This is a genomic window from Peribacillus sp. NPDC055009, from assembly GCF_053608705.1.
Window position 1 is genome coordinate 64,330 of record NZ_JBSGVZ010000011.1, and the last position, 13,212, is coordinate 77,541.

The following is a 13,212-nucleotide window of genomic DNA, read 5'->3' on the forward strand; positions in this document are numbered from 1 at the left end:
TATTTTTAAGTTAAAAATACCATAAACCCCTTATTTTTTCATTGTTTCCACCCTGAAAAATAAAATTCCAATTTGGTAAATTAAAACCATGTTTTCTTTCCCGTGTAAAGGGAAAACTCTAAATACATTCAATAGCTTACTAACTAACTATTTTATAGTCATTAGAACATTGTTTTCTAGTTTAGGAGATGAAATTTGTGGAAGGTTTTCTCTTTGCGCTACTCCCTGCATTGACATGGGGCAGCTTAGTGCTTGTTTCCGAAAAGCTCGGAGGCAACTCTTATAATCAAACACTAGGCATTACAATCGGTTCATTACTGTTCGCCATCATGATGTCTTTCATCAATCCGCCGGAATGGAGCAGTACAGTGTGGATTGTCGGTATCATTTCCGGAATAGGCTGGGCATTCGGGCAGTTATTTCAATTCAACAGCGTCAAGGAAATCGGGGTATCGAAAACCGTTCCAATCTCAACAGGACTGCAAATTCTCGGAAATACGTTTTTTGCAGTGATCATTTTCAGGGAATGGAATGACAAGTTGACAATCATCATCGGCATTGTTGCAATAATCTGTTTGATTACAGGTGTCTTGCTGACGAGCTACGGCGATGGTGATAACAAAAAAGCAGGAAGCATGAAAAAAGGGGTTTTTTATCTTGCCATATCAACGGTGGGTTATGTTACATATGTCATTGTCGTCAGATGGAATGAAGTTGACGGATGGTCGGCGATCCTGCCGCAAGCAATTGGCATGTTCCTGGCTGCCCTGCTCCTATCCATCAAACATAAACCGTTTAATAAATATGCTAGGCGCAATATTCTAACCGGAATGATGTGGGCAGTCGGTAATATCGGCCTCCTGCTCGCCAATCCAAAAGTGGGCGTTGCCATCGCATTCTCATTTTCCCAAATGGGGATCGTCATTTCCACTTTAGGCGGCATCTTTCTTTTAGGCGAGAAAAAATCCAAAAAGCAAATGGTCTTCGTCATCACCGGGTGTGTACTCGTAATTGCTGGCGGAATCATGATCGGCTTTACAAAAGAATAGTCAAAGGAGCGATAAATGATGTATGACGATTTAGAGAAAAAAGTGGTAGTGATCACTGGGGCGGCAAAAGGGTTAGGAAAAGCCATGGCCGAAAGGTTCGGTAAAGAAAAAGCGCATGTCGTATTAAATTATCACACTGAAAATGGCGACCATAAGGAAATCATCAAAACGATTGAAGCGGCAGGCGGGAAAGCCGCAGCCATTCAAGGCGACGTTTCAAAGGAGGTGGATGTGAAGAAATTGCTTTCATTCGCCGTGGAAACCTTTGGCACAATCGACATCATGATCAACAATGCTGGCATTGAAAATGAAGTGCCCAGCGAAAAATTGACTCTAGAAGATTGGCAGAAAGTCATCGATGTAAATCTAACCGGGATGTTCCTGGCAAGCAGGGAAGCAATCAGTTATATGCTCGATCATGGCATTAGGGGGAATATCATTAACATGTCTTCCGTTCATGACCGTATCCCTTGGCCTCATTTTGTCCACTATGCAGCAAGTAAGGGCGGAGTCAAGATGATGACAGAAACCCTTGCACTTGAATATGCTCCTAAAGGGATTCGCATTAATAATATTTCACCCGGTGCGATCGACACACCCATCAATGCCGAAAAATTCAATGACCCAAAAGCTAAGCAAGAAGTCATCGACCTGATACCGATGGGGTATATCGGAAAACCGGAACAAATTGCGGCTTGTGCCGCTTGGCTAGCTTCCTCCGAATCTAGCTACGTAACGGGAATGACCTTATATGCTGATGGCGGAATGACCAAATACCCAGGATTCCAAGCTGGAAAAGGCTGAACTTAGCTAAAGAAAAGAACCCTTGCAATGACTAAAAAGAATAAAACCAATAAGAAAACCAATGGTGAAATGACGCGTTTGACCCAATAAAGGAAAAGGTTCTTACAACCGGAAAAAAGAGCAATCCTATAAAGGATGCTCTTTTTTTCATATTCGCTTATTTTTACCTGGCAACAGTATCATATTTCGTTTTATTTCATTTTAGGATATTGTATTTTCTTTATCACGGATATCGGGCCCTTCCCAAGCTTAGTTGTTCACTATGAATCATATTAAAAAGAATTTAAAGGATTGAATCATAACCGTGAAAAAAATCGATCATATTTCAAGGACGAAATAAAAAAAGATGATCCCATTTAATCTGAGATCATCTTTCCTTTACTGCTGGCTAAGTGTTAGCGAATGCCTTTCATGTAGCCTTGAATCTTTGGTGATAAGGCCATCAGGACAAGTCCAAGGACCATTGAGGCAACACCGATCACTCCAAAATAAGCCATTTCGGTTTGAGGTGTGTAGAATCTGACGATTTGTGCGTTCAGTGCTTGTGCTGCTGCACTTGCCAGGAACCACAGGCTCATCGTTTGTGCCGAGAATGCGGCCGGAGCCAATTTTGTAGTAGCTGAGAGTCCTACAGGAGATAAACAAAGTTCTCCAAGTACTACAAGGAAATAACTAAGTACAAGCCATAGCGGATTGACTAATGCGTCCGATCCACCGAAATAAACAGGAAGCAGGATCACCAGGAATGATAAACCGGCGAACAGTAAACCGATTGAGAACTTTTGAGGAATGGTCGGCTGACGCTTTCCTAGTTTAATCCATAACCATGCGAATACTGGTGCAAGGGTAATGATGAACAAAGGGTTCAAAGATTGGAACCATGCCGGGTTTATTTCTATTCCAGCAAAATTCAACTGTGTCCGTTTGTCTGCATAGCTTGCTAATATAGTTGCACCTTGCTCTTGAATCGCCCAGAACATGACGGCTGCTATAAACAAAGGAATATAGGCAATCAAGCGTGAACGTTCAACAGAAGTCGTTTTCGGGCTGCGATACATGAAAATGAAATAAAGTGTCGGAATAACGATCCCTAGGATACCTACAAGATTAATGAAGGTTTCAATCGTTAAGATGCCTGCAGAAGCCGTGACGCCGATAATGGCAGCTATGATTAGTGCAGCTATCCCCAATTTAGTGAATACTTTTTTCTTTTCATTCTGTGATAATGGGTTAGCAGGAAGAGTTCCAGCCAGGCCCAGGTTCTTTTTCTTTGTTGTAACAAAGACGATGAGTCCAATTAACATACCAATTGCCGCAAGTCCAAAACCAAGATGGAAGCTATAGTCCATTCCGACTGTACCGACAACAAACGGTGAAAGGAAGGCACCCATGTTGATACCCATATAGAATATACTGAAACCGGAATCCCTGCGTTCGTCATTTTCTGCGTAAATTTCACCGACAATGCTGGAAACATTCGGTTTTAATAAACCAGTACCCAGAACGATAAGTACCATGGAAACAAAGAACATGGAGAGACTGCCTGGTACAGCAAGGACAATATGCCCGAGCATGATCAAGATACCACCGTAAAATACGGATTTTGAAGTCCCGAAAATCCTATCGGCGAGCCATCCGCCAATTATACCTGACATATATACTAAAGATCCGTATATGGATACAAGGGCAAGGGCTGTGGGTTCATCAAGACCTAGTCCCCCTTTAGAAACTTCGTAATACATATAGTAAACAAGAATGGCCTTCATGCCATAATAGGAGAAACGCTCCCAGAACTCAGTAAAGAAAAGGGTGAATAGTCCTTTAGGGTTTCCAAAAAAACCTTTTTGAGGTACACTATCCACAATTTTCTGTTTATTTATCGTTGCCATACCTAGTCCTCCTTTTATTATTGTATAATAACATTTTATTTTCTCTATTGTAAACAAATATTTAGTATATTTAAATAATTAATTTCAAAGTAAATAGAAGTGTCCTTCCACCAGACAAGCCAAAGTCCGAATTTTGTACTAAAAAACAGTCCATATAATCTAATAGAAAGCGGCCATCAATGATATATTACCCTAACTTCACTAATGGTATTACTTTGGTAGCCATGCACATATTAACGAGAATCAAAATGGCAAATTTTGAATAATCAAACCATTACCGTTATATACACCGTATAATAGATATAAAAACGAGGAGGCACCTTAATGTTCGGGATCATAACCGTCGTGATGATTTTTTCCATCCCTATACTTGGAATACTGACAACCCATTTTGAAAAACAGTCAAAAACCAAGCACAAGATACTGCAAGTTGAATTGGAACTTGAAAAACTTAAACATGAAAACTTTCTTATGGAGACGGAAAAAATGAGGTTGGAACTGGATCAGATGAAATTCGAACAAAAAAGAGACGAGCCAAGGTTACTGTAATCAAGTAACGTTGGTTCGTCTTTTTTAATGAGTTTTGTACCGTTTTAAAAACCCTCCGCCCGTCATAAGAATTACAATAGAGCCATTTTAATGGATATATTGATCGCCAACAAGAAGGTCTGACAGCACCTTTGTCGGGATGATGAACTCGACTGCCCCCATATATCCCGGCGCAGCTTCGTAGCTGTTAAAGGCAATGACTAGCTTGCCATCTTCGTTAATATAAAAGTTTTGGTTTTCATCGATTCCTTTAAATGCAGTAAGATCATCATCTTCGACCCAATATATCTTTTCCGGATCTTCAGCCATCTGCCGCTTCATCTGTTCCTTGATGTTTTCACTGATCACCCGAAGATAACGATCATCTTTAAATAAGCTATTTAACGTTAAAAGCACTTCGTTCTTCTTGTCGACTGTATCGAATTGACTTTCCGTGGAACTAGAGGCCTGAATCGTATCCGTATAACGCTGTACCGATAATATCGTTTCATTATCCGTCAATATCACATATCCGCTTTCCACCGAGATATTGCCCTTTTCCCCATCCTTCAGTTTTGACATGGAGTCCGTGAATTCCTTATATAGCTGTTTGCTTTCCGATAAGTATTTATCATTCAAGCTATCTTCGAGCTGTTTATTCTCCAGACCGGATATAGCAGGTGTTTTGATTACTGCCGAGGAATTATTCGCTTCTTCTTTCCATTCGACGAAGGTAATCACTTTGATGACCTTCTCGACTATTGGAATATCACTCATGGCTTTCGCCGCTGCCGGGCTGATGTTTACGGAAGCTGTCACGATCAGAAGGACTGCAGCCGCTGACACGAGGATATTCCTGCCAACCCTCGGCTTCTTCCTTGGCTTTTCATTCAAGGCTGCTTGAACGACATCATTCAATTCCTTTGGTATCGGTATTTTAAGATATTCTTCCCGCAGATCTTTTAATTTTTTTTCCATCTTTTCGTTTCCTCCCGTTCAGTCATGTTGATCCGCAATAGTTGCAGCGCCTTATATAATCTCGTTTTAACCGTGCTTACGTTCTCTTCCAGCACTTCCGCTATCTCGTCCAACTTCAGGTCCTCAAAGAAACGGAGGACGACTACCGTTTTGTACTTGACTGAAAGTCCTTCCAGGGCCTTTTGCAAATCCAGGTCAGGATAGTGATCTTCCTCACCGCTGCGTAAGTATTCTATTGTTTCGTCATCGGCGATGGTCAGTTTCTTTTCCTTCCGCAATACATCCAGTGCCGTTCGGACGATGATCTTATATAACCAACTATCTATAGAAGCAGCGTCTTTGATTTTGCTGCTGGAGGCTAGCGCTTTCCTGATCGATTCCTGCACGATATCAAGGGCATCATCTTGGTTTTTGACATAGTAAAAAGCAAGTCTGTACAAATTATCTTGCCGTTCGGTTATCCGGGCCGCGAGTAATTGATTCATATCTGGATTTTTCATTGCATGATAGAGCTCCTTACATTTAAATTCCGTATCCTAGGTACATAGAATAGACGTTGGTGGAGCCATAAAAGTTTGAAAATGAGCAAGGAAATATATAAATATAAAAAAATGAAATTTTTTACAAACTTTTAAGACTTTTGGCGCGTCTATATAGTAGAATGATTATCGAGGTGGAGTGCATCATGAGAAAATTAAATTATAAAAAAGTCTTTATTTTTCTATTTTGTCTAACAGCTGCTGTGGGAACATTGGGGTTAGCCATCAAAAGCCTTGCTTTTGATAAGAAAAGAACCGTTTCGGCCTATACAACCGATAAGAATTACCCAGAAGCCGATATTCAAACGTATGTGAAAGATAATACGAAAGGCGGATATTCAGCCAGCAGGCCCGTTCTGAATTTAGAAAATATCGACAAGCAGCTAGAAGCCTACATAAAGAAAGAAATTAAGGATTATGAAAAGAAATGGAAAGCATCCGACGGAAAAGCTTCCGAGCTTAACCTCACCTATACGATCCTCCATTTCAGCAAACAGACCATTACGATTTCCTTCGATAAATATGAGCAAGTGGAAGGAAAGAAGCAGTCTGGAACCCAGATCTTCACTTATGATATTCCATCTCAGCAAAAGCTCTCCATAGAAGACATCTTTGCCACGGATACTGATTATTTATCCGTTTTATCCGATATTGTTTTTGAAGAGTTAACGGAGAAGGAAGAAGAAGGCATTTCAAACAGTCTCATTAAAAAGGAAAACAAACTGAAGGCAGCCAACTTCAATTCTTTTTCAGTCTTGAAAAATACGCTTGTATTCTACGTTAAGACTGATGATTCAACCAAGACCCATACAATAGCCATCAAGAAGGAACTTTTTAAAGATAGTTTGCTAGATTCATATCAAAGTCAAGATTTGAATGAGGATCGTGTAAAGGAATGGCAGCCGAAACATATCGTTGCCAAACTGCCCGTGCAAAATGAATGGATCGACCCTTCAAAAAAGGTCATTGCCTTGACGTTCGATGACGGGCCGCATCCAAGTCATACCATGTCCATTCTTGAGAACCTGAAAAAGTATGATGGTCACGCGACGTTTTTCGTGCTTGGAAGCCGCGTTCAGCACTATCCGGAAGTTCTTCAAAAAATGCTGCAGCAAGGAAATGAGATCGGCAACCATTCATGGGATCATCCGCAGCTGACGCGCTTAAGCAAGAACAAAATCGAAGATCAAATCGAAAAGACCCAAGACGCTGTAGAAAAAGCTACAGGTGCTGAGCCAAATCTCGTCCGTCCCCCATATGGAGCGATTAACAATAATGTGCGTGAATACATGGAGGATATGAAAGTCACACTTTGGGATGTCGATCCCGAAGATTGGAAAGAACGCAATGAAAAGAAAATCGTAAACAAAGTGATGAGTAAAGCCAAAGATGGCAGAATCATATTAATGCATGATATCTACCAAACTAGCGCCCAGGCTGCAGGAAAAATCATCAAACAACTGCATGACCAAGGCTATCAACTGGTAACAATCTCGGAATTGGAAAAGGTAAAGAAGGATCGTGAACTTTCCGGAATCACCATAAGTGAATAATCAAAAGAAAAGAGCCTGTTCCGTGATTCGGAACAGGCTCTTTTCTTTCAAATAAAATAAAGCAGGCCTTTGATCATATAGCAAAGGTCTGCTTATTATTTCATTCACCAAGATCTACATTATGATAAACTTGTTGAACATCTTCCAAATCTTCCAATGCATCAATCATTTTTTCGAATTGTGTTTGTGCATCTTCTGGAAGGGTTAGGTCATTTTGTGCAAGCATCGTCAGCTCTGCCACTGTAAAATCGCTGATTCCTGCATCCTTGAATGCTTGTTGTACAGCATGGAATTGTTCAGGCTCGGCATAAACGATGACACTTTCTTCTTCTTCCATGATGTCACGTACATCAACATCCGCTTCCATTAACAGTTCAAGAACATCATCAGCCGTTTTACCTTCAATCCCGATGACAGCCGTTGCATCGAACATATAAGCAACAGATCCGCTGACACCCATATTCCCGCCATTTTTCCCAAATGCGGCACGTACATCAGATGCCGTCCGGTTCACGTTGTTTGTCAATGCATCCACGATGACCATTGAACCATTTGGACCGAATCCTTCATAACGGAGTTCGTCATAGTTTTCTTCCGAACCGCCTTTTGCTTTTTCAATCGCACGGTCAATGATCGCTCTTGGGACATTGTACGTTTTCGCACGCTCAAGTACGACCCTTAATGCCTGATTGGATTCTGGATCTGGTTCACCTTGTTTTGCCACTACATATATTTCCCGTCCGAATTTAGCATAAATCCGACTAGTATTAGCATCTTTTGACGCTTTTTTTTCTTTAATGTTATTCCACTTACGACCCATTATATTCCACTCTCTTTCATCATTGATATATATGAATAGATTATTAAGATACGGCCCTAGGAGAAAACCCACAAAGGGGGAATTCCTTTGAAGATAGGCTATACGTTTACTAGATTATATTATACATCAATTGTATAATTTTGAAAAAGTCCTGCACATCCCTCACTGGCATTTATCGGTACTTTGCGCTATTTTTTATGAAATACTATGGAAAACATCAGCAGTGGTATAGTATGAAGTGATCGGAAAGGAGAGATGATCCATGAAGGACAACCAAATCATCATCGGGATACCCGGTAAATGGAAGGACCGGACAGAATTGATTCAAACGGTCGCTTCCCAAAGCGAAGGGTATCTGTTAGCCGGGAATGTTTTTCATAACAGTGATAAGAACATTACGTTTCAGGCGGAGGTCCATGATTATGAACCCACTTTAAAAGAGAGCTTTTCTTACGCCAGTAAAGACGCCTTTTCAGAGAATGCATTAGAGGAAATCAATGACCATACCTTTACCGTTTATATAATAGCCGATGTATCCGATACCGGAACTGTTATCGATTTGATCGATGCCGGGGCAGCGATCCTAAAGGCAGGCGGAATGGCAGTGAAAATAGAAACAGCTGGAATTGCCCATTCAAAGGAAGATTGGCAGCATCTTCATCATAGCCCGGATATTCTTTCGGTATATGCCCATTTTGTCACGATCATCGGAGAGGAAGACTATTATTGTTCATTCGGAATGAAAGCCTTTGGTCTTCCGGATGCCGTGACACTTAACACAATGAGTCCGAAAGAGGCGGCTGCTCTGCTTAACACATTTAATTATTACCATGTAGGTGAACGGCCTCTCTTTAAGAATGGCGAAACGTTTAGCATTCAGCAAGATGCACCAGACTTTATATTGACGGGCCTTCAGGACTTTAGATATGAAGAAGACCATCCCTTCTACAACCCGTTTGGATTATGGAATTTAGGGACAAGTAAATAGAGGAGCGATTCGCTCCCCCCAGACTGCAGGCAAATTCGAATAGATCGGGTATGCCTGCAGTTTTTATTTAAAAGACGTTCCAGTCGTTTTCAGAATCTGCTCCCTGTCTGCCAAGTCTCCTCGACGCATCTCTGCTAGCCAGTTATTCGGCAGGAGTGTCGCAAATTTCTTCAATCCAATAAGGATTACAGTAAAAAACATCAAGAATACCAGCTTGGTTCGGAATAGACCATCCTGCAGTTTTCATTTTAAAAAACGTCTCATTTGATTGGAACGGAAGGTACGAGACTCCTGCGGGAAAAGCGCGTCTAAGGGAGACCCCACAGGCGCAAAGAGCGCCGAGGAGGCTCCCGGAACGCCCGCGGAAAGCGAGTGCCTGTAGTGGAAATCAACGTTGAAAACAATAAAGTATATCCTTGTTTTAATCAAGGTTCGGGATGAAAACATTCCGAACCCTCCTTTGCCTATTAAGAGAATTGATTCGCTTCTCCATTTTTATTTTTTCAACCGAGTTTTTCACGCTTTTCTTCTTCATGTTCCTTTTTCACGAGGGACATGCCGCTCGCTTGGTATTTGAGGATCTTTTGAATGACCGTGCCAAGATGTGCCCCAGCTTCAACAGGAGGAATCCCTCCTTTATGGATGTTGGAAATGACCATCCTCTCCGCTTCAATGGTGCCCAAACGTGGTTTATAGCATATATAAGCGCTCAATGATTCAGCACTGACCAGACCAGGCCGTTCACCGATCAACAGGACAATGACTTCAGGTCCTAGGATTTCACCGATATCATCCATCACGGCAACCCGGCCCTTTTCAATATAAAAAGGTGTACCCGTATCCAGACCTGCCACTGCCAAAGATTGTTTGAAAGATAAATAGACGTCCTCCACATTTTCTTCGATCGCCTTGGCACTTAAGCCATCGGAAATGATGATTTGAACCGTTGGGGCCTTTATGCATTTGGCTTCTATCACCCGCTTTGCTTCATCCGAAAGCTTTCTGCCATAATCCGGACGCCGTAAATAGACTTCCTTATCATCGGCCTTCGTTTTCACCTTGAATAAATCCAAGCGCTTCAAAAGAATATCACTGACTTCACCATATACAGCATCAACGGCCGCCGCATGGTCAAAACGAAATTTCAGCCAAGAATCCGTTTTCGGCCGGGTGCCTGACCTGCCTACACCTATGCGTGCAGGGGTTTTCGCTATCAAGGCATCCAAATCTTCCTTATTATTCATTCCCATATCATCCACTCCTAATGGTTAAATATAGTTGGATCACCGGCACGCTTCGTTAATTTTCCATTCTCCATAATCTCCATCTTCTCCAGCCAAGCTTCATATAATGGGGCAGGCCGTTTATCCATCGTTTGCCTCAAAGTCGCTATATCGTGGTAACTCAAAGACTGATAGTTTAACATGCAGTCATCCCCCATCGGAGTTGCGATGATGAAATTCACACCAGCAGCCGTTAAAAGTACACCCAAGTCCTCGATATCATTTTGATCAGCCTTCATATGATTCGTATAGCAAATATCCACACCCATCGGCAGTCCATGCATTTTTCCCATGAAATGGTCTTCTAACCCGGCTCGGATGACCTGCTTGCTATTATATAGATATTCAGGTCCGATGAATCCGACGACCGTATTGACAATGTACGGATCAAAATAGCGGGCAAATCCATAGTTCCTGGCTTCAAGCGTCACCTGATCGATTCCGAAATGCGCTTCAGCCGATAACTCGGAGCCTTGCCCCGTTTCAAAATAAAGATGCTGCGGGCCTGTGCCGGTCCCATAGGCCTTCGCGATCTCATTAGCTTCTTCGAGCAATTGTACGTTAATTCCAAAAGAGCGATTGGCCGTTTCCGTTCCGGCTATGCTTTGAAAGATCATATCAGCAGGCGCACCTTGCTGTACGGCCTTCATTTGCGTGGTCACATGCGCAAGTACACAATTTTGGGTCGGAATGTTCCATTTCTGGATGACATCCTGTGTCGCATGAAGCAGCCGCTTTACGCTTTCGACCGAATCATCGACAGGGTTGATTCCAATGAGTGCATCCCCGATTCCATAGGAGAGGCCTTCTTTTAAAGAAGCCAGCATGCCATCCACATTGTCAGTCGGGTGGTTAGGCTGAAGGCGCGAAGCAAGCGTTCCTTTGTATCCGATCGTGCTATTATTCTTGGTGAGCACTTCGATTTTATTGGCTGCATGGATAAGGTCGAGGTTCGACATCAATTTGGCTGCCGCAGCAATCATTTCACTATTCAATCCCCTGCTTAATCGCTTTAAATCCTCGCCGGTCGTGTCGTCACTCAAAATATATTCTCGCAGCTCGGCAACGCTCCAATTCTTCACAGATTGATAGATGGTTCCATTGATGAGACCATCTATGATCCGCGACACCTCATCCTCTTCCGGGGAGAGCAGGGGATAGTTCCTAATGTCCGCCAAAGTCAATTCGCTAAGCACCGCTTTCGCAGCAATCCGTTCTTGGACAGAATCTGCTGCAATTCCCGCAAGTCTATCTCCTGATTTCTCTTCATTCGCTTTGGCCAGGACTTCTTTCAACGATTTGAATTGATGGATTTCCCCAAAGTATTGAGTGGATAATTTCATCGTATAATCCTCCTTTTCCTAACTGTGAAAGGTTAGCGTTTTTACTACAACCGGAACGACTCCTGTCCGAAGCAGCCTTCCTATATCCAAATAATCACCATGTTCCACTTCTGTCTGATCAATGCAGATGACCGGCAGATCCGGTTGGTTCGCTAGAATGGTTTGACCAAGTGCCTTCCCATAATCACTATCCATGACAACGATCAGAGGCTGCTGCCGATTCGGTTTTTGCTTCAGTGCCTCGGTGAAAGCGACTGCGAGCCGGTGAATGTCCCGAAATGATTGATAAGGTAAATTCGTTAAATAAAAGGCAAAATTCAGCCCCTCCTGCAAGGCGTCGTATATTGTGATCGCATCCTGAACAGCTTGTGCCATTTTCGCGGTTACATCATCAAGCCCGCCATGAAAATCGACCCGATAGACTGGAATATTACGAACTGGCAGATGAGAATCATTCACCTCGATGGTTGCTCCGCTGATTTCAGTTGTATGTGCGCCTGCTCCAAGTACAGTCGCCCGAACCGTTTCAACGGGCTGTTCCCACTCCCATGCGGCCAATTCTTCACTTTCCTTGATAGAGGCCGCAAGCATCATGCCGATATCCCGGAAGCTTTTGTCCTCCCGTTCTTCATGATAAATGCAATCACTGACACCGCCCGAGAACATCAACACTTCTATTCGTTCTGTCCAAGATGGCACCTTCCCAACTAATAGAAGTTCATCTTCTTTTGTGAAGGAGCCAGCCAAAAACCTCGAAAGCACCTTCGCCATTTCATTTGCGATGATTGACCCTTCACCATTCAAAGGAGAGTGCCCTTTTGATTTCAGCCATTTTCCTATTGAAGGAGCAACCTTCACCTTCGCTCCGTCCCACTCCACCAAACGGCCTCCTATATGCAGTGTGCAAGTTCCGCAAAGCATGCCTGAATGGTATACGGCAATATTCGCGGTCCCCCCGCCAATGTCTATGTTCGCTACAGTCTTTCTTGTCTTGATGGAATGTTGATAGGCACCGGATCCCTTGGCGGCAATGATTCCCTCCAAATCCGGACCGGCTGCCGCTACAAGGAATTCCCCCGCCGCTTTAGATAACCGGTGCACCATTTCTTCTGCATTTTGTTTGGTTGCCGTTTCCCCAGTGATGATGACAGCCCCTGTTTGTATGTTTTCAATCGTGATTCCTGCTTTTTGGTATTCACTTTCCACCATTCTTTGAACAGCAGGTATGTCAATTACCGTCTCGGATAAAAGCGGGGTCCTGAAAATGGGACTTCGATACAGAATTTCCTTATCGGTAATTTCGATTTTTGGCACCTGTCCGCCACCCGCCACATTCCTAAGCGAGAGCTCGCTGATAATAAGTTTCGTCGTACTGGTGCCAATATCAATTCCTGCACTGATGATTCGTTCCACCTGTTCATTCATTAAAATCACACCC

General features: G+C 42.8%; 12 protein-coding genes and 1 pseudogene. 5 read left to right on the plus strand and 8 right to left on the minus strand.

Annotated features, from left to right (window positions below; genetic code table 11):
- Positions 1–188: 188 nt before the first annotated feature.
- Both ACWF5P_RS17090 and ACWF5P_RS17095 read left to right on the plus strand, forming a co-directional pair.
- A complete protein-coding gene (locus ACWF5P_RS17090) occupies positions 189–1,049 on the plus strand; it encodes a GRP family sugar transporter (RefSeq protein ID WP_434167936.1) in 861 nt (286 codons plus the stop codon).
- A gap of 18 nt (positions 1,050–1,067) precedes the next feature.
- Complete coding sequence (locus ACWF5P_RS17095; protein ID WP_434169735.1) at positions 1,068–1,853, plus strand: glucose-1-dehydrogenase; 786 nt, start codon at positions 1,068–1,070, stop codon at positions 1,851–1,853.
- A gap of 395 nt (positions 1,854–2,248) precedes the next feature.
- Here the strand turns inward: ACWF5P_RS17095 and ACWF5P_RS17100 are convergent, their stop codons facing one another.
- Positions 2,249–3,742: an oligopeptide:H+ symporter gene (locus ACWF5P_RS17100; RefSeq protein ID WP_434167937.1), complete on the minus strand. Its 1,494-nt coding sequence runs from the start codon at positions 3,740–3,742 to the stop codon at positions 2,249–2,251.
- A gap of 324 nt (positions 3,743–4,066) precedes the next feature.
- Here ACWF5P_RS17100 and ACWF5P_RS17105 point away from each other — a divergent pair, with 324 nt between their 5' ends.
- Positions 4,067–4,291 carry a hypothetical protein gene (locus ACWF5P_RS17105; RefSeq protein WP_434167938.1) on the plus strand — a complete coding sequence of 75 codons (225 nt, stop codon included), beginning with the start codon at positions 4,067–4,069 and terminating at the stop codon, positions 4,289–4,291.
- Positions 4,292–4,378: 87 nt separating this feature from the next.
- On the opposite strand, the gene ACWF5P_RS17110 is transcribed toward ACWF5P_RS17105, so the two are convergent.
- Positions 4,379–5,248, minus strand: coding sequence for an anti-sigma-V factor rsiV (locus tag ACWF5P_RS17110; protein ID WP_260359113.1), 870 nt, complete (start codon positions 5,246–5,248; stop codon positions 4,379–4,381).
- Positions 5,233–5,748 carry a sigma-70 family RNA polymerase sigma factor gene (locus ACWF5P_RS17115; protein ID WP_434167939.1) on the minus strand — a complete coding sequence of 172 codons (516 nt, stop codon included), beginning with the start codon at positions 5,746–5,748 and terminating at the stop codon, positions 5,233–5,235. The genes ACWF5P_RS17110 and ACWF5P_RS17115 overlap by 16 nt, the downstream gene beginning before the upstream one ends.
- Before the next feature lie 185 nt (positions 5,749–5,933).
- Here ACWF5P_RS17115 and ACWF5P_RS17120 point away from each other — a divergent pair, with 185 nt between their 5' ends.
- Complete coding sequence (locus ACWF5P_RS17120) at positions 5,934–7,340, plus strand: polysaccharide deacetylase family protein (RefSeq protein WP_101225529.1); 1,407 nt, start codon at positions 5,934–5,936, stop codon at positions 7,338–7,340.
- Positions 7,341–7,440: 100 nt separating this feature from the next.
- Here ACWF5P_RS17120 and ACWF5P_RS17125 read toward each other — a convergent pair whose 3' ends face one another.
- Positions 7,441–8,160: a YebC/PmpR family DNA-binding transcriptional regulator gene (locus ACWF5P_RS17125; protein ID WP_434167940.1), complete on the minus strand. Its 720-nt coding sequence runs from the start codon at positions 8,158–8,160 to the stop codon at positions 7,441–7,443.
- A 262-nt stretch (positions 8,161–8,422) separates the two neighbouring features.
- Here ACWF5P_RS17125 and ACWF5P_RS17130 point away from each other — a divergent pair, with 262 nt between their 5' ends.
- The gene (locus ACWF5P_RS17130; protein ID WP_101225531.1) at positions 8,423–9,148 is read left to right on the plus strand and encodes a DUF4261 domain-containing protein; all 726 of its coding nucleotides are present in this window, start codon (positions 8,423–8,425) and stop codon (positions 9,146–9,148) included.
- A 63-nt stretch (positions 9,149–9,211) separates the two neighbouring features.
- Here ACWF5P_RS17130 and ACWF5P_RS17135 read toward each other — a convergent pair whose 3' ends face one another.
- The 4 genes and pseudogenes from ACWF5P_RS17135 to ACWF5P_RS17150 all read right to left on the minus strand — a co-directional run bounded on the left by ACWF5P_RS17135 (position 9,212) and on the right by ACWF5P_RS17150 (position 13,199).
- The gene (locus ACWF5P_RS17135; RefSeq protein WP_434167941.1) at positions 9,212–9,349 is read right to left on the minus strand and encodes a hypothetical protein; all 138 of its coding nucleotides are present in this window, start codon (positions 9,347–9,349) and stop codon (positions 9,212–9,214) included.
- A 302-nt stretch (positions 9,350–9,651) separates the two neighbouring features.
- A pseudogene (eutC, locus tag ACWF5P_RS17140) lies at positions 9,652–10,377 on the minus strand (ethanolamine ammonia-lyase subunit EutC); the annotation flags it as partial.
- Between the two features lie 32 nt (positions 10,378–10,409).
- Positions 10,410–11,774 (minus strand): ethanolamine ammonia-lyase subunit EutB, encoded by a 1,365-nt coding sequence (locus ACWF5P_RS17145; protein WP_101225534.1) that lies wholly within the window; start codon positions 11,772–11,774, stop codon positions 10,410–10,412.
- A gap of 18 nt (positions 11,775–11,792) precedes the next feature.
- Positions 11,793–13,199, minus strand: a complete 1,407-nt coding sequence (locus tag ACWF5P_RS17150; RefSeq protein ID WP_434167943.1) for an ethanolamine ammonia-lyase reactivating factor EutA — start codon at positions 13,197–13,199, stop codon at positions 11,793–11,795.
- Between the last annotated feature and the right edge of the window lie 13 nt (positions 13,200–13,212).